The sequence below is a fragment of the Streptomyces sp. G7(2002) genome (assembly GCF_028870195.1).
Classification (GTDB): domain Bacteria; phylum Actinomycetota; class Actinomycetes; order Streptomycetales; family Streptomycetaceae; genus Streptomyces; species Streptomyces nigrescens.
This window is the reverse complement of sequence record NZ_CP102609.1, coordinates 3,010,990-3,028,562: the sequence shown is the minus strand read 5'-3', so window position 1 is coordinate 3,028,562 and position 17,573 is coordinate 3,010,990. Positions and strand designations below refer to the sequence as shown.

Here is a 17,573-nt window from a genome sequence, read left to right as displayed (position 1 = left end):
CAGGCCGAGGGGGATGCGCAACGAGCGGTTGTCCCGCCCCGGGGCAACCGCTCGGGACGTCTCGGGCGTTGGCAGGCAAGTCGAGCTGTAGATCACGCGCCCGGATCCAGCCGCTGCTGGCATGGTGGTCGATGGTTGTGCCTACAGTGCTTGTTACAGCTGAGAGAGTTCCGGGGGTTCTTGTGCCGCGTGTGGTGGGGGTGCACGGGATCGGCAAGCAACTGTTAGGCGAGGGCACGCTGTTGAACGAGTGGCAGCCTGCTTTGGCCGATGGGTTGCGCCGCGCGGGGGGCGGCGATGCCGTGTCCGAGTCGGATGTGGCGATGGCGTTCTATGGGGACTTGTTCCGACCGGCCGGGCAGTATCTCGCGGTCGGGGATCCTCGCTTCACGGCCGCCGATGTGGGCGAGGGTTTCGAGCAGGAGCTGCTGCGGGCCTGGTGGCGTGCGGCGGCCGAGACCGATCCCGGCGTGGTGCCTCCTGGGGCGGACACTCTCGTTGCGGCGCCGCGCTCGGTGCAGGCTGCGCTGCGGGCCCTGTCGGGGTCGCGGTTCTTCGCCGGTCTCGCCCTGCGCTCCATGGTCTTCGACGTGAAACAGGTCCACCGCTACCTCCTCGACGCCGAGTTGCGGACCCGGGCTCGTACACGGGTGATCGATGCCATCGGGGAGGACACCCGGGTGGTGGTGGCGCACTCCCTGGGCTCGGTGGTCGCCTATGAGGCGCTGTGCGCCCTGCCCGGCCATCGGGTGCGGGCCTTGGTGACCCTGGGGTCTCCGCTGGGCATCCCGAACTTGATTTTCCATCGGCTGGAGCCCCGGCCGGTCGGGTTGGGCCGCGCGGCGCAGGGGGTGTGGCCGGGTGGGCAGGACCTGGTGTGGACGAACATCACTGATGAGGGCGATGTGGTCGCGCTGGTGAAGGATCTGCGGCCCGCTTTCGGTGAGGGCCTGCGTTCAGTGCGGGTGCACAACGGTTCCCACGCGCATGATGCGACCGCGTATCTGACCGATGAGTTGTGCGGGCGCGCGATCGTGGAAGGGCTGAAATGACCGCTCTGCACATCGACGGTGCGGGTACGGAGGAGCCACGCCGGTTCCTGATCGCCACCGCCGTCTCCCGGTACCCCAATTCCCCTGAGCTGGACCGGCGGGAGCTGATCGACGCCCGTGAGCGCGTCATCGAGCTGTTCACGGGCGAGCTGGGCTACCAGCACTACACCGGCCTCGGGCTGGACCCCACCGGCACCCAGCTGACCGGCCAGTTGAACGCGTTCTGCACGTCTCCGGACCGTCGCGAGGACGACGTGATCGTGGTCTACCTGGCCTGCCATGGCGAGGTCCTCGACGAGGGCGGCGAGTACGTCTTGTTGACCGCGGAGAGCGACGGGGACAACATCGCCGGTACCTCGTTGCCCGCCGTGGAGCTGGCCCGCAAAATGCTGGTCGGAACGAAGGTACGGCGGCTGATGCTGTTGCTGGACACCTGCTACTCCGGGCAGGGCGGCAACGAACTGGCCGCGGCCGCCCTGGGGCGCATCGGCGCGAAGTGGGGACAGACCACCGGATCGGGGCTGGTGGTGGTCTCCTCCGCCCAGCCGCACCAGCAGGCCAAGGCCGGCGCCTTCCCCCACCTGCTCACCGAGGCGGTGGCCAGCCAGGCCACCGCCGGGCACGGCCCGGATACGCTGTCGGTGTCCGCCGTGGTGCAGCAGATGAACGACCACCGTGACCGGCCCGCGTACCAGCGCATCGGCCTGGCCCTGATCGGGCTGACCGGGGAGCCGCCCGCCTTCTTGCCCAACCCGCGTCACAGCACCCGGCTGACCGACGTGGACCTGGCCGTCCAGCAGGCCGCCGAGTTCGACGAACAGGCCCGGCGCCGCGACACCGAATTCACCACCCGCCTGCTGGTACGCGCCATGGGGTACCACGGCGACGCCTCCCAGGGCTGGTGGTTCTGCGGCCGCCACGCGGCCCTGGACCACCTCGCCAACTGGCTCCGCTCGCCCGGCACCGGCAGCGAATCGACGTGCCGGGTCGTCACCGCGGGCCCCGGCTCGGGCAAGACCGCCGTACTCGGCCTGATCGCCGCCCTGGCCCATCCCGAACGCCGCCGCACCGTCCCCATCGACTCCCTCAACCTCGCCCCCCAACTGATCCCCGAGGAAGGCGCGCTCGACGTCACCGTCTACGCCCAGAACCTCACCGACACCGACGTGCTGCACGCGCTGGCCGCCGCGGCCCACGTGCACGCCGACACCGTCGGCGAACTGCTCGAAGCCCTGGGCGCACGACAGGGCGAGCGGCCGTTCACCGTCCTCATCGACGCCCTGGACGAGGCCGCCACACCCGACACCCTGTGCTCACAGATCCTGCGTCCCCTGATCGACCACTCGGACGGCCGCATCTGCCTCCTGCTCGGCACCCGCCCGCACCTCCTGGACCGCCTCGGCATCACCGCCAGGCACCACTCCACCAGCGAGCAGGTCGTCGATCTCGACGACCCCCGCTACGCCGACCCCGAGGCGCTGCAGGCCTACACCGTCTACAACCTGCTCGACGCCCACCGCACCTCTCCCTACAGCCGGCACCCCGAAGCAGCAGCTCCGGTCGCCCAAGCGGTCGCCGCTGCCGCCGGAACGTCGTTCCTCGTCGCCCGCATCGCCGCCGGCACCCTCGCCGCAGCCGACGACGTCATCGCCGACCCGTCGGACCGGCAGTGGCAGAACAGCCTGCCCCGCCTGCCCGGACAGGCCATGCACGACGACCTCACGCACCGCCTGGGCCCGGACGCGCAACGGGCCGCGGACCTCCTGCGCCCCCTGGCCTTCGCCGAAGGCCAGGGTCTGCCCTGGGAAGACATCTGGGCCCCGCTGGCCTCCGCGATCTCCGGCCGTACCTACACCGACGACGACCTCCTGTGGCTGCGCGACACGGCCGGCTCCTACGCTGTGGAAGCCACCGAATCCGGCCGCTCCGCCTACCGCCTCTACCACCAGGCCCTGGCAGAGCACCTGCGCGACGGCATCGACCCGCAAGCCGTGCACGCGGCGTTCACCGATGTCCTGATCGACCGCGTGCCCTACCGAGGCGACTCGACCCGCGACTGGTCCCGCGCGCACCCCTACACCCTCAACTACCTTGCCACCCACGGGGCCGCAGCCGGACGCCTCGACGAGACCGTCACTGACACCGAATACCTCGTCCACGCCACCCCCCGCGGCCTCACCCCACACTTGCACCACGCCCGCACCGAGCGTGCCCGGCTGACGGCAGCGGTCTACCGCGCCTCCATCAGCATCCACGGAACCGCTACCGCGGCTGTCCGCCGACAGGTACTCGCCCTGGACGCCGCGCGGGCAGGCGCCGACTCCTTGCAGCAGCAGTTGGCCGACCACATCCCGGAGGGGAACTGGGCACCCCGGTGGGCCACGGGAAGCAACTTCTCCCCGGCGTTGCGCGACACCCTGACCGGTCACGAGGACAGGGTGAGAGCGGTGGCGTGTACCAGCCTGGGCGGCAGGCCGGTCGCGGTGGCCGGCGGCGACGACGGGACGGTGCGGGTGTGGGATCTGGCCGCGGGTACGGCTGTCGGCCAGCCCCTGACCGGCCATGACGGCAAGGTGCTCGCGGTGGCGTGCGCGAATCTCGGCAAAACCCCCGTCGCTGTGACGGGCGGCGATGATGGAACGGTGCGCGTATGGGACCTGGTCTCCGGCACTGCCCGGGGGCGCCCCCTGACCGGCCACGACGGCAAGGTGCTGGCGGTCGCGTGTACGTACCGCGAGAGCGCGCCCATCGCGGTGACCGGCGGCAGTGACGGCACCGTTCGGGTGTGGGACCTGGTCTCCGGTACGCCCCTCGGCGATCCCCTGCCCGGCCACAACGGCGAGGTGCTGGCGGTCGCGTGTACGTACCGGGAGGGCGCGCCCATCGCGGTGACCGGCGGCAGTGACGGCACCGTACTCGCGTGGAATCTGGCCTCCGGAACACGCCTCGGTTCCCTAAGACGCCTCGGTGCCCCGACCGGTCACGACGGCAGGGTTTACACGGTGGCTTGTACGAACGTGAACGGCAGGCCCGTTGCGTTGACCGGCGGCAAGGACCGCAAGGTGCGTGTGTGGGATCTGGCCTCCGGGACCTCTCTCGGCAAACCCCTGACCGGCCACGACGACTGGGTGCGAGCAGTGGCGTGGTCTGGCAATTCGGTCGCGGTGACCGGCAGCAACAGGACGGTACGCCTGTGGGATCTGCCCTCTCGTACCCGCATCGGACAGCCAATGGTCGGCCACGGCGACTGGGTGAATTCGGTGGCCTGTACGAGGCTGGACGACACCCCTGTAGCAGTAACCGGCGGCGGCGAGGGCAAGGGGACGGTCCGGGTATGGGACCTCACCGCCGGCACTCCGCTCGGCAATCCGCGCACCGGCCACGACGACTGGGTGTACGCCGTGGCGTGCACAAGCCTGAACAACAGACAGGTCGCGGTGACCGGCAGCAGCGACGCAACCGTACGGGTGTGGGACCTGACCTCCGGTACCCCTGTCGGCAGGCCCATGACTGGGCACGACGGAACGGTATACGCGGTGGCGTGCACGGGCCTGAATGGCAAGCAGGTCGCGTTGACCGGCGGCGAGGACCACAAGGTGCGCGTGTGGGATCTGGCCTCCGGTACCCCGATCGGCAATCCCTTGACCGGCCACGACGACTGGGTGCGCGCGGTGGCGTGCGCGAGCTGGCAGGGCAGGCCGGTCGCGGTGAGCGGCGGACAGGACAGGACGGTGCGAGGTTGGGATCTGGCCTCCCGTACGCCCCTCGGTCCTCCCATGAAAGGTCACGAGGGCTGGGTGCGCGCTGTGGCGTGTGCGAGTTGGCAGGGCAGGCCGGTCGCGGTGACCGGCGGGAGCGACGGGACGGTGCGGTTATGGGATCTGCCCTCCGGCAAGCCCATCGGCTCGCCCATGGAAGGACACGACGGCGGAGTGTTCGCGGTGGCGTGTACGAGCCTGGACGGCAAGCCGGTCGCGGTGACCGGCGGCAGTGACGGGAAGGTGCTGGCGTGGGACCTGCTCTCCGGCAAGCCGCTCGACCAGCCCTTGATCGGTCACAACGGCCCGGTGGGCGCGGTGGCGTGCACAGTCCTGAACGGCACCCCGATCGCGGTTTCAAGCGGCGGTGAGCTCGATGGGACGGTACGGGCGTGGAACCTTCGTACAGGCGAGCCCGCCGGGCTCCTGGCGGCGAGCAGTCCCCAGGCCGTCGCCCTTACGACCGAGGGGGATCTCGTACTGAGCATGGGCGCCGATGTCGCGGTCTTCGGGCGGCGTCCGCCGCGTGAGCCACGCTGATTCGGGTGCGGCTCTCCTCCCACAAGGGTGGCGCACGGGCCCCGGGCCGCAAGCGCAACAGTCCGCACCGCAGTCCACAAGACACCCACCCTCTGAGAGGGCGCTGAGCGGCTCATGACGCAAGTGCGGGCCGCCATCTCCTCCCTGGAGATGGCGACCCGCACTCTCATCTGATCTTGGGTCAGGTGTCGCGGTGGCCGGTGCACAAGGCCCTGGAAAGCAGCCGGGAACAGTGAGAACTGTCGAACAGCGCTTTCCCAGGTCACGGCAGGTCTCCGGGCCGTAGACCCAGGTCGCCCGACCCCGCCCTTTAGATGTCGAAGTAGAGCATGGAATTGCTTCTGACCTGTATCAACGCTCTCTCCCAGAGACGCTTGGTGCACAACCGTTGCACCTGGCGACACACAGCGGCTATTCCTGGCTGGACGCTCCACCCGGGATATACGACTCCAGGGAATCGAGCGGATCACTCATCGATACTCCGTGCGGATGGTTCTCCATGTGTTTCACGCCGATAGGGCGTGTCAGAGGAACGTGCTGCCTCGGGCGCCGGTCCGACACTTCGGTCGTCATACTCCGGCGAGGTCTCCTGGCAGTCATGATCCGCCCCGTTGCGCAGCTCGTTTCGTACTTGCCGCCAAGCACGAATGATCTGCGGAAGCTTCGACAGCACCTCGCCTACCTGTGTCAGGAGGAGCGTGAGGCAACCGAAGGCGGCAAGGATGATCAGGCTGAGGTTGTCCCAACTCACGGGGCGCGCTAGCCGAGCAGTGCCTGGTAAGCAATCCAGTCGAGGGCGTCCGCCCCCAGCTGGTCGGGCGCTTCGAGCAACGAGGCCTCCACCGCCGCGAGGTCGGCTAGCGCCTCGGGCGCGCCCGACCGGTCGAGCAGGGCGAGACGTTCCATCGCTGAGGCGACGGCGCTGGGCCAGCCTGGCATTCCGAAGTGAGTGGGAGCCTTGAACGCGGCCGAAGCGGCTCTGTGCAGCAGTCCCGCGCGCCATCCCTGTTCACGCATCACTTCCGCGGTGAACCAGACCCGGTCGTCGACGTGCTGGACGAACTCCGCCGCAGATTCGGACACCGTCCGTAGCGCGAAGCGCGAGCCGCCGGCCCACGGAAGGTCCACGTCCGAGGCGACGGCCACGAACGCGAGCAGCACCTCGGGTCCGTCGTCCTGCGCGGCCACCAGCGCCGCGCGGGCCCTGCGGTACAGATCGACGCTCTGCGCGAACATCTCCCCGTCGTTCGGCCCGTCGTCGGCCGCGTGGATCACATCCAGCGGCCCCTCGCGCCAGGCGTCGGCTACCAGGCCGACCGCAGCCGCGCTCACCAGGACGTCCGTGTCGTCCGGATCGATCCCGAAGTGCGCCAGGACAACGGGGGCCTGCTCCTCGATTCCCGGAAGCGGTGAGTGCTTCTCTTCGGCCTCGGTCCTCCCCAAGAGGGCCGCGAGCCGAGGTGACAGGGGTTCGGGCTCCGGCTGCTCCACGGTGATGCCGTACTCCGCCAGATCGTCGAAGACGGCATCCGGCCCGCAGTCGATATGTGTGGAGTCGTGGCGTCCCGAGCAGCCTTCCGGGCATTCGAACTCCTTGCACATCTCCGGCTCCTCGGGCCGCGCCTCGTTGAGAAGGTGATAGGCCAGCCGCTCCGCCACCGCCTCCCGCGCCGTGATCATGGCCAGGTCGAGCCGGAAGGCCTCGTCTTTCATCTCCGAGTCCTCACGATCCACAGAAGCGGGTGATTCCGGAGCGTCGGGGACCCAGGTGTACGCGGATTCCAGCGAAACCAGTAGCCAGGCGACGCGCAGTGCCTCGGTATCCCCGCCCCGGGCCAGCCCGGCCACGGCCTCAGCGGCCTGCCGCACGCTGCCGAGCCGGGCGAGATGGCGTTCACGTACCGGCATCCAGGCCGCAGACTCCGCTTGGGCACGCTCGGCGTCGTGGGCCAGCGCGGCGTCGCGGGCCCGCCGTGCCCGGGTGACCAACCGGGTCAGACAGGGGCGGCATCCGAACAGCCCGGACGTCGGTGTCGGCCTGAGCGGTATGGCGGCGAGGGCTTCACCGAACGGCTTGTCGCACAAGCAGCAGTCCAAGCCGCCCACCTGCCGAGACGTGGGCATGCGGGGCAACGCGGCGGCGCGAATCGTGTCATGGGCGTAGGCAGGGATGTGCATGCGCGGCAACTCCTTGGGCGAAGGCGCTCCGTCGGCGCCTACTCCATGCTCACGTCGCCGGTCGGCCGCGAGTCACGGTTTGGCGGGCGGACCGGCGAAGTTGACGAATACTGACTCGGCCCTGGCCTGCAGCTTCTACCGTGTTGACGGAACTTGACACTCTGAACAGGGAGGAACTTCCTTGGCCGCTTCCAGCACCCCACCGCAACCGGCCGGTCGACACCGAGAGTTGGCAGAAGCGCTGCAGGAACTGCACCGCTCGGCGGGCCGGTTGAGCTTCCGGAAGGTAAGCACGCTCATTCGCAGCCGCGATGACCAGTTGTCGGACGCCAGCCATGAGACCGTGCGCTCCGCCGTCAACGGGATACGGGTGCCGCGCTGGGAGACCGTTCACGACATCGTCGTTGTCCTGGCCGGGCTGTGCAGCCCGCCCCGGGACGAGGAGTCCGAGACAGCCAGGTTCCTGCTGCTGTGGCGCGTGATCGGTGAAGGGGAGTCCGGCGCGCTGAAGTCGTTCCAGGAGCTCGTCAACGGCGGCTGGGGAGGTGAGGACGGCAAGTGGACGCCCGAGCTGGTCATGGGCATGTTGGTCAACCCTTTCAGTGCCATCGAGATCCATCCCTCGCTCGCCGCCCCTCACGAGCCGCTGATACCCGAGGACCAATGGGTCCATGGGATGGCGCGGTTCATCGAGGAGCAGGGAGCCGAACACGCGCTGCGGGCCCTGCTGCACACGCTGAAGGGTGACTACGTCGGGGTAGAGGAGGGTGCGCCGTACGGCTACCGCAATCCCGACCGGGAGGCCATGGAGGCGTACGCGGCCTTCCAGTACGGCTACCAGGAGATTCTGCGGCGACTTGGCCGTGAGCCGAATCTCCTCGCGGAGTCGATCCGTGCCATGCGCGCCGACGAGGCGATGGACCGCGACGACCGGGCGGAGATGCTGGAGAACGAGTCGGATCTGAGCCTGATGCGCGAGGTGATGATCGTGACTCCGGACACCTGGGACGAGGTGTCGGAGGAGGCGCATCACATGGTCTTCGGCTACCTGATCAAGCAGATCAGCCCGGTGGCCCCGCTCGGGTTTCGCGACGCCGAGCGGTTCCACATCATCTGGCGCATCCCCGAGCCGCCCGCGGCCTAGTCTGCTCGCCCGTCCGGGGCCCTCACGGCGAAGGCCGCCACCCCGGAGCGGGGTGGCGGCCTTCGCACGGAATCCGCGGCTCAGAGGTCGAAGTAAAGCTCGAACTCGTGCGGGTGCGGCCGCAGCTGGATCGGGGCGATTTCGTTGGTGCGCTTGTAGTCGATCCAGGTCTCGATCAGGTCGGAGGTGAAGACGCCGCCCTGCTGGAGGTACTCGTTGTCGGCCTCGAGGGCGTCGAGGACGGCCGGGAGGGAGGTCGGGACCTGGGGGACGCCCGCGTGCTCCTCGGGGGCGAGCTCGTAGAGGTCCTTGTCGATCGGCTCGGCCGGCTCGATCTTGTTCTTGACGCCGTCCAGGCCCGCGAGGAGAAGGGCGGAGAAGGCGAGGTACGGGTTCGAGGACGGGTCCGGGGCGCGGAACTCGACGCGCTTGGCCTTCGGGTTCGAGCCCGTGATCGGGATACGCATGGCCGCGGAGCGGTTGCGCTGCGAGTAGACCAGGTTGACCGGGGCCTCGAAGCCGGGGACCAGACGGTGGTAGGAGTTCACCGTCGGGTTGGTGAAGGCCAGCAGCGACGGGGCGTGCTTGAGGATGCCGCCGATGTAGTAGCGGGCGGTGTCCGAGAGGCCCGCGTAGCCCTGCTCGTCGTAGAAGAGCGGCGCGCCACCCTGCCACAGGGACTGGTGGACGTGCATGCCGGAGCCGTTGTCACCGAAGATCGGCTTGGGCATGAAGGTCGCGGTCTTGCCGTTGCGCCAGGCGACGTTCTTCACGATGTACTTGAAGAGCATCAGGTCGTCGGCGGCGGCGAGCAGCGTGTTGAACTTGTAGTTGATCTCCGCCTGGCCGGCCGTGCCGACCTCGTGGTGCTGGCGCTCGACCTCCAGGCCGGCCTTGTCCAGCTCCAGGGAGATCTCGGCGCGCAGGTCGGCGAAGTGGTCGACCGGCGGGGCCGGGAAGTAGCCGCCCTTGTACCGGACCTTGTAGCCGCGGTTGTTCTCCTCCGAGCCGGTGTTCCAGGCGCCGGCCTCGGAGTCGATGTGGTAGAAGGACTGGTTCGCGCCGGTCTCGAAGCGCACGCTGTCGAAGACGTAGAACTCGGCCTCGGGGCCGAAGAAGGCGGTGTCCGCGATGCCGGTGGAGGCGAGGTAGGCCTCGGCCTTCTTGGCGATGTTGCGCGGGTCACGGCTGTACTGCTCGCCCGTGATCGGGTCGTGGATGAAGAAGTTGATGTTGACGGTCTTGTCGCGGCGGAACGGGTCCACGCGAGCCGTCGACAGGTCCGCGCGCAGCGCCATGTCGGACTCGTGAATGGCCTGGAAGCCGCGGATCGAGGAGCCGTCGAAGGCGAGTTCCTCGGCCGGGTCGAACGCCTTTGCCGGGATGGTGAAGTGCTGCATCACACCGGGCAGGTCGCAGAACCTGACGTCGACGAACTTCACGTCCTCGTCCGCGATGAACTTCTTGGCCTCGTCGGCGTTCTGGAACATCCAACTCCTCCTAGCCCGGTCACCGGTCGGCGGACGCGGGATTGCTACTCGGAACGCGACCATGTGCGGTGGCGCGATGCCCGACCATAGGCAGGCGGGATTTCCCAAGCATGACCCATTTGTTTCGCCGAGGTTAACCGGCGGCGGCCGCCCTTACCTCCCAGTGTGCGCCAAAGAGGGATGTTCCGGGCGGCCGCTGCCGCCCTCCCGTCCCGTGGCCCGCCGAGCCGTCCTGGCCCCTTCTGGACGGTGCCTCCCGGACGGCCCCTCGTGCCCGGTCCGCGCAGTCCGCCGCCCCCACCCCGACCGGACCTCCGCGAAGGGAACGTATGCGGTCGCAGTACCGTGGTCGGGTGGACAACAGGCGAGCAATCGGATCGTGGATCTCCGGGCCCCGCGCGGCAGCCGAGGACATGGGTGTCGACTTCGGACACCGCGGGCAGCAGCTCGGGCTGCCGGAGGAGGGGCCGGGCTCGATCGCGCGCCCCGGACGCCGTTTCGCCGCGCTCTTCATCGACTGGGCGCTGTGCCTGCTGATCGCGTACGGCCTGCTCAGCGGCGGTAAGGCGCAGGCGGCGAGCAACTGGGCGCTGGTGGTCTTCGCGGTGCTCAGCGTGCTGACGGTCGGCACGGTCGGTTTCACCCCGGGCAAGCGGCTGCTGGGCCTGCGGGTGATCGCCGAGGACGGTGGCCGGATCTCGCTGCCGCGGGTCGTGCTGCGCACGGTGCTGCTGGTGGTGGTCATTCCGGCGGTGGTGTGGGACCGGGACGGGCGGGGGCTGCACGATCGCCTCGCACGTGCCGTACAGGTCCGTCTGTGACTCGCACGTGCCGTACGGGTCCGTCTGTGACTCGCACGTGTTGGCAGGTCCGTCTGTGACTCGCACGTGTCGGCAGGTCCGTCTGTGAGCGGCGGGACGCCGTAGCCGTTGGGGAGTCAGCGCGCACCAGTCCCCAGCCACGCGCCCCCTCGCCGCACCCGCACCGCCCGCGAGCTGCCCACCCACCGCATACGAACCGCCCCACCGCACACGAACCGCCCCACCGCATACGAAACGCCCCGGAGCCCAAAGGCCCGGGGCGTCGTCGTGCGGTCGGGTGTCGGTCCGGCGGCCGGTGTGGTGCGGCCGGCGGGCGGTCAGCGCATCTTGCCGCCGCCCTTGGGCATCCGCATGCCCTTCGGCATCGGGCCCTTCGGGACCGGCATGTTGCTCATCAGGTCGCCCAGGGCCTTGAGCCGGTCGTTGACGGCCGTCACCTGCGCGCCGGGCAGTACCCGCGGCAGCTTCAGCAGCGTCGTACGGAGCTTCTTCAGCGGTACCTGGCCCTCGTCGTCGCCCACGATGATGTCGTGGACCGGGGCGTCGGCGACGGTACGCGCCATCCGCTTCTTCTCGGCGGCCAGCAGGCCACGGAGACGGTTCGGGTTGCCCTCGCCGACCAGCACGATGCCGGCCTTGCCGACGGCACGGTGGACCACGTCCTGGCTGCGGTTCATGGCCACCGCGGGGGTGACCGTCCAGCCGCGGCCGACGTTCTCCAGCACGGCGGCCGCCGCACCGGGCTGGCCTTCCATCTGCCCGAAGGCAGCTCGCTCGGCGCGCCGTCCGAAGACGATCGCCATCGCAAGGAAGGCCAGGACGAAGCCCAGGATCCCCGCGTAGATGGGGTGGCCGATCGCGAAGCCGATGGCAAGGAGAACGCCGAATACGACGATGCCTACACCAGCGACGACAAGACCGACCTTGGAGTCGACCCGACGGGTCATCTTGTAGGTCAGGGCGATCTGCTTCAGCCGCCCGGTGTTCTCAGCGCCGGCAGCGCCGTCTGAGTTTGCCTTCCTCGCCATACAGCGAAGTTTACGTGGCGTGCGGGCGCCGGGTCGCCGCGGCCTCCAGTACGTACTCGGCCTCGTGGCGGTCCTTGGCGCGTCGGCGGTCCTCCAGGACGGACGTCCAGGCGTTACGGCGGGCGGTGCGCTGCCCGCCACGCATCAGGACGGCCTCGACGGCACGCAGGGCGCCGGTGACCGAGGGGAGCGGGAGAGCGGGGCTGGCGGGGGTGGCGCGGAGCGGCGCGGCCTGCATGGTGGGTGACTCCCTCTGATCTGTTCGGAGAAGCAGGAGTGAGGTGCGGGAGCGGTGCGTGCATCCATCGTCACCGAAAGGTGTTACCAACGGATGACCTGCCGGTCAAACACCAATGAAACGTTGACGCGGCCCCCACGCCCCCCGTTCCGGGGGAGTGCGGGCCGCGTCCTCAGCATGTGCCACGTTTCACAAGACGGCGCGCCGGGAGCGTCAAACCGCCTGACTGGACGCCTCGACCTCGCGCCGCTCGACAGCCTGCTGGTAAAGGCGGCCGGCGCGGTAGGAGGAGCGGACCAGCGGGCCGGACATGACACCCGCATAGCCGATCTCCTCGGCCTCTTCCTTCAGCTCCACGAACTCGGCGGGCTTGACCCAGCGCTCGATGGGGTGGTGGCGCACCGACGGGCGCAGGTACTGGGTGATCGTGATCAGCTCGCAGCCCGCGTCGTACAGGTCCTGCAGCGCCTGGCTGATCTCCTCGCGCTCCTCGCCCATGCCCAGGATGAGGTTGGACTTGGTGACCAGACCGGCCTCGCGGGACTTGGAGATGACGTCCAGCGAACGCTCGTAACGGAAGCCGGGACGGATCCGCTTGAAGATCCGCGGGACCGTCTCGACGTTGTGGGCCAGCACCTCCGGGCGGGAGGAGAAGACCTCGGCGAGCTGCTCGGGGACCGCGTTGAAGTCGGGGATCAGCAGCTCGACGCCGGTGTCGGGCATCGAGGCGTGGATCTGCCGGACCGTCTCGGCGTAGAGCCAGGCGCCGCCGTCCTCCAGGTCGTCGCGCGCGACGCCAGTGATGGTGGCGTACTTCAGGCCCATGGTCTGCACGGACTCGGCGACCCGGCGGGGCTCGTCGCGGTCCAGCTCCTGCGGCTTGCCGGTGTCGATCTGGCAGAAGTCGCAGCGGCGGGTGCACTGGTCGCCGCCGATGAGGAACGTGGCCTCGCGGTCCTCCCAGCACTCGAAGATGTTGGGACAGCCCGCCTCCTGGCAGACCGTGTGCAGACCCTCGCTCTTGACCAGGCCCTGGAGGTGGTTGTACTCGGGACCCATTTTGGCCCGGGTCTTGATCCACTCGGGCTTGCGCTCGATGGGCGTCTGGCTGTTCCGGACCTCCAGGCGCAACATCTTGCGTCCGTCGGGTGCGACTGCGGACACGTCCGGCTCCCTACGACTTCGTTTCTTCGGCGTACACCAGGGTACGCCCGTTGATTCGCACGTCTTTACGTGCGGTGCAACCCCGTATGACGGGGGCGCATTCCCGGTGGTCTGCGGGGTGCATGATCGGCGGCCGGCCGGTCAGACCGCGCGGGGGAGCAGCTCGGCGCCCTCCAGGACGTCCCGCAGATGCTTCTCGGCCACGGGCAGTACATCGGCGATGCTGATCTCACGGCCGAGCTCGTTGGCCAGGGAGGCGACACCGGCGTCCCGGATACCGCACGGCACGATCTTGTCGAACGAGGTGTTGTCGGGGTTCACATTGAGCGCGAAGCCGTGCATCGTGACGCCCTTGGCGACGCGGATGCCGATCGCGGCGAGCTTGCGGTCCTCACGGCGCTGGCCGGCGTTGGACGGCGCGTACTCCGGGCCGTTCAGCCGCGGGTCGAACAGCTCGTCCGTGACCCGCGGGTCGAAGTCGAGATTCAGCCCGCCCAGGGCCGCCCGCTCCTCGACCGGGTCGCCCAGCACCCACACACCGCTGCGGCCCTCGACCCGGGTGCCCGTGACGCCGAACTCGGCGCAGACCCGGATCAGAGCCTCTTCGAGGCGGCGGACATGGGCCACGACGTCAACCGGGCGCGGCAGCTTCTGGATGGGGTAGCCCACCAGCTGGCCGGGCCCGTGCCAGGTGATCTTCCCGCCGCGGTCCACGTCGACGACCGGGGTCCCGTCCAGCGGGCGCTCGTCGTCGGAGGTACGCCGTCCGGCGGTGTAGACGGCCTGGTGCTCCAGCAGCAGACAGGTGTCGGGCACCTCGTCGGCGAACCGGGCGGCATGCACCCGGCGCTGCTCCTGCCAGGCGGATTCGTACTCCACGGCGTCGGCGCCGAAGCCCAGATGCACAAAGCGCAGCCCCTCGGGTGCGGGGGTCTCCCCCCGAGAGATCGCAGTCACGGCAGCTCCTCTTCGAACCTCTGTTGCACTTTGCTGCAACGTTGATGCCACTTCGCGCCCATGCCACTCTACGGCCGCCGTCCCCGGTCCCCGCAGGCGGCCGCTGTCCCGGCCGGTGCGTCCCTGCTCACACGATCGGATGAACGCGGGTCACAGGCCGCGAATGGGCCGCCGAAGGCCGTTACATTCACGCCGTTCCACAAGGGCGCTGAGCATGCCGGACAGGGTCCGCCGAACCCGGCAGTGCGGCCCGGAAGGCAGGAGACCGGTAAAGCTGATGACGGAACGACCCCCGCACCACACGCCCAACCGCCAGCTCGCCGCGCTCATCGCCGAGGCCGGATTCTCCAATGCCGGGCTGGCCAGACGCGTCGATCAGCTGGGTATCGAGCACGGCCTCGACCTCCGTTACGACAAGACGTCGGTGACCCGCTGGCTGCGCGGCCAGCAGCCCAGAGGCACCACCCCCGCGCTCATCGCGGAGGTGTTCACCCGCCGGCTGGGGCGCCGGCTGTCCGCCCAGGACCTCGGCCTGGACGCCTGCGCGCCGGTGTACGCCGGACTCGAATTCGCCGCGACCCCCAGCGAGGCGGTGGACATCGTCAGCGGCCTGTGGCGCAAGGACTCCGGCAGCCACGCCGAGCTCCGCAAGATCGCCTTCACCCCGGCCGGGCTGGTGGTGCCCAGCCGGGACTGGCTGATCGGCCGCGCCGACGAACGCGTCGCCCGCGGTGAGGCCCAGCCCGAGGGCGCGGGCCGGGTGCCCGGACAGAGCCGGGTCACGGTGCCGCGGCAGCGCCGCAACGACCGGGTCGACCGCACCCAGGGCTCCCGGGTCACCTCCGGTGACATCGCGGCGCTGCGCTCGGTCGGCGAGCTCTTCCGGGCGCTGGACCACGCCTATGGCGGCGGCCACGCCCGGCAGGCACTGGTGCGCTATCTGGAGCACGAGGCCGAGCCGATGCTGCGCGGCACCTACGGCGAGGCCACCGGCCGCCGGCTGTTCGCCGCCGCCGCCGATCTGACCAGGCTGGCGGGCTGGACCTCGTACGACATCGCGGCCCACGGCCTGGCGCAGCGGTACTTCGTCCAGGCCCTGCGGCTGGCCCAGGCGGCCGGCGACCGGGCGTACGGGTCCTACGTCCTGGTGACGATGAGCCGGCAGGCCGTCTATCTGGGGCACGGCAGAGAGGCCGTCCAGCTGGCGCGCGTCGCCCAGCAGGGCATCGGCAGCAGCGCGCCGCCCACGGTGCAGGCGCTGCTGCACTCCGCGGAGGCCCGCGGCCATGGCGTCCTGGGCGAGGTCCGGGCCTGTACGGCGGCGCTGGCCCGCGCCGAGCGGGCGCTGGAGACCGTCCGCCCCGGCGACGACACCCCGTACTGGGCGCGCTTCTTCGACGAGGCCCAGCTGGCCGACGAGCTGGCGCACTGCCACCGCGATCTCCAGCAGTACCGCGCGGCCTCCCAGCACGCCGAACGCTCCCTCCAGCTGCGCGCGGCCGGCTTCGCCCGCAGCCGGCTCTTCTGCCGGGTGGTGCTGGCGACCGCGCGGCTGGGCCTGGGAGAGCTGGAGCAGGCCTGCACGCTGGGCGCCGAGGCCGCGCTCCAGGCCTCCGAGATGCGGTCCGTACGGGCCCACGAGTACGTCCGGGAGTTCGAGCGCCGCCTGGAGCCGTACCGGGACGCGGCGGCGGTCCGGGGGTACCGGGAACGGGTGGCGGCGCTGGGGTGACCCCCGGCCGGGCCCCGGGGCACCCCAGGGGCCCGGCCCCGGAGGTCAGGCCGCCGTGGGCAGGGTGTCCGGTTCCGTCGTGAGGGCGGGCAGGCCGAAGTCCTGGAGGACGGCGCGGGCCGCGCGCCGTCCCGAGTTCAGGGCGCCCTGGAGCGTGCTGGTGTCGCGGTGGTCGCCGCACACATAGAGACCGGCGAGCACCCGCACCGGGCGCTCCGGGTCGTACGGTGCGGGCATCGCGGGGACCGCGTACGGGTCGTGATGGGCGGTCAGCAGCTGCCGGTCCGCGGTGTGCGCGCCGTAGATCCGGTCGAGCTGCGGCCGGACCGCCCGGTCGAGCACGGACACCGGCAGCGCCGCCGCGGCCCCGTGCACGGCCGTGGTGATCAGGGACCGGCCCGGCGGCGTACGGGACGGGTCGACCGCGCCGGCGACGTAGGTGTAGGCGACCGGGCCGTCGGTCGGCAGGATCAGCGCCGTGTCGCGCAGCGCCGCGCCGCGGCCTCCCGGGGCCACCGTCGCGGTGTGGTGCAGGACGGTCACCGGGTGGAAGGCGGGCACCCGCAGTCCCGGCAGCAGCTCGGCCGCCTCGCGTGCGCCGGTCGCCACCAGTACCGCCCGGCACGGGACATGACCGTGCTCCGCGGTGCTGACGCCGGTGGTGGAGACGGCGGTGACCTGCACGGACGTACGGACCGTGCCGGGTGGCAGCGCGGCGGCGAGCAGTTCGGGGACGGCCGCGGCGCCGCCGGCCGGCAGCCACAACCGGCCCTCGGCGTAGGCGCGCAGTGCCGCCGCGGCACCGCGGCTGGAGCCCCGCAGCTGCGGATCGCACAGCAGCGCGCCCAGCAGGGGCCGCAGCAGCGCGTCATGGGTGCGCGGCGGGAAGGCGGGGCGGCCCGCCAGGGCGTCGCGGATCGGGCGGTCGGCGGGCGGGCCGTGGGTGGCGGAGGCGTGGGGAGTGACGGAGGTGACGGCGGCGCGGTCGCCGTGGCGGTCCGTACGCCGGTCCGCTTCCTGCTCACCCCACTGGTCGGTGAGACGGCCTGTCTGGCGGCCCGCCTGACGACCCGCCTGACGGTCCGTCCGGCGCTCCGTACGACGGTCGGCGCGCGAGAGGGCGCGTGCCGCGGCGAGGGCGCCCCTGGTGCTCCGGGGTGCGCTGATGCGCTGCGCCCGTTGGCCGTTGTGGAGGATCGGACCGGGGGCGAACGGACGCAGTGTCAGCTCGCCGAGCCCCGGTGTGCGGCGCAGCTCGGCGGCGGAGACGGCCAGCGGCCGCGCACAGCGGTCCAGCCGGAAGCCGTCGAGGGGGTCGGTGACGGACCGGCCGCCGATCCGTGGCGCGGCCTCCAGGACGGTGACCGACACCCCTACGCCGGTCAGATGGCGGGCGGCGGCGAGTCCGGCCGGGCCGGCTCCCACGATGACGACGTCCACGGCCGATGCGGTGCGCAGCACTTGCCCCTCC

Annotated in this window: 12 protein-coding genes; 5 read left to right on the top strand and 7 right to left on the bottom strand. The window is 70.5% G+C overall.

All coding sequences use genetic code 11. The annotated features are described in order from the left end of the window. Positions 1-182: 182 nt before the first annotated feature. Entirely contained in the window at positions 183-1,052 is an 870-nt protein-coding gene (locus NUT86_RS12410) for a hypothetical protein (protein ID WP_274735152.1), read from the top strand. Further along, the gene (locus tag NUT86_RS12405; RefSeq protein ID WP_274735150.1) at positions 1,049-5,350 is read left to right on the top strand and encodes a WD40 repeat domain-containing protein; all 4,302 of its coding nucleotides are present in this window, start codon (positions 1,049-1,051) and stop codon (positions 5,348-5,350) included. Before NUT86_RS12410 ends, NUT86_RS12405 begins: the two co-directional genes overlap by 4 nt. Positions 5,351-6,109: 759 nt before the next feature. Here the strand turns inward: NUT86_RS12405 and NUT86_RS12400 are convergent. Further along, positions 6,110-7,528, bottom strand: coding sequence for a hypothetical protein (locus NUT86_RS12400; protein ID WP_274735148.1), 1,419 nt, complete (start codon positions 7,526-7,528; stop codon positions 6,110-6,112). Between the two features lie 229 nt (positions 7,529-7,757). On the opposite strand from NUT86_RS12400, the gene NUT86_RS12395 reads away from it, so the two are divergent. Beyond that, positions 7,758-8,672 carry a hypothetical protein gene (locus NUT86_RS12395; protein ID WP_274735147.1) on the top strand — a complete coding sequence of 305 codons (915 nt, stop codon included), beginning with the start codon at positions 7,758-7,760 and terminating at the stop codon, positions 8,670-8,672. 80 nt (positions 8,673-8,752) lie between these two features. Here NUT86_RS12395 and glnA read toward each other — a convergent pair whose 3' ends face one another. Next, positions 8,753-10,162 (bottom strand): type I glutamate--ammonia ligase, encoded by a 1,410-nt coding sequence (gene glnA, locus NUT86_RS12390; protein WP_274735145.1) that lies wholly within the window; start codon positions 10,160-10,162, stop codon positions 8,753-8,755. Between the two features lie 353 nt (positions 10,163-10,515). Here glnA and NUT86_RS12385 point away from each other — a divergent pair, with 353 nt between their 5' ends. Further along, the gene (locus NUT86_RS12385; RefSeq protein ID WP_274735143.1) at positions 10,516-10,983 is read left to right on the top strand and encodes an RDD family protein; all 468 of its coding nucleotides are present in this window, start codon (positions 10,516-10,518) and stop codon (positions 10,981-10,983) included. A 317-nt stretch (positions 10,984-11,300) separates the two neighbouring features. On the opposite strand, the gene NUT86_RS12380 is transcribed toward NUT86_RS12385, so the two are convergent. From NUT86_RS12380 to lipB, 4 genes are all read right to left on the bottom strand, one after another. Continuing rightward, entirely contained in the window at positions 11,301-12,011 is a 711-nt protein-coding gene (locus NUT86_RS12380; RefSeq protein ID WP_018090135.1) for a DUF4191 domain-containing protein, read from the bottom strand. Positions 12,012-12,021: 10 nt separating this feature from the next. Then, positions 12,022-12,249, bottom strand: coding sequence for an SCO2195 family GlnR-regulated protein (locus NUT86_RS12375; RefSeq protein WP_018090134.1), 228 nt, complete (start codon positions 12,247-12,249; stop codon positions 12,022-12,024). Positions 12,250-12,462: 213 nt separating this feature from the next. Then, positions 12,463-13,413, bottom strand: a complete 951-nt coding sequence (gene lipA, locus NUT86_RS12370) for a lipoyl synthase (protein WP_018090133.1) — start codon at positions 13,411-13,413, stop codon at positions 12,463-12,465. Between the two features lie 141 nt (positions 13,414-13,554). Continuing rightward, positions 13,555-14,370 (bottom strand): lipoyl(octanoyl) transferase LipB, encoded by an 816-nt coding sequence (gene lipB / locus NUT86_RS12365; protein WP_051104145.1) that lies wholly within the window; start codon positions 14,368-14,370, stop codon positions 13,555-13,557. Between the two features lie 277 nt (positions 14,371-14,647). On the opposite strand from lipB, the gene NUT86_RS12360 reads away from it, so the two are divergent. Then, entirely contained in the window at positions 14,648-16,102 is a 1,455-nt protein-coding gene (locus NUT86_RS12360) for a regulator (protein WP_274735138.1), read from the top strand. Positions 16,103-16,147: 45 nt separating this feature from the next. On the opposite strand, the gene NUT86_RS12355 is transcribed toward NUT86_RS12360, so the two are convergent. Then, positions 16,148-17,563: an FAD-dependent oxidoreductase gene (locus NUT86_RS12355; RefSeq protein WP_274735136.1), complete on the bottom strand. Its 1,416-nt coding sequence runs from the start codon at positions 17,561-17,563 to the stop codon at positions 16,148-16,150. Positions 17,564-17,573: the final 10 nt, after the last annotated feature.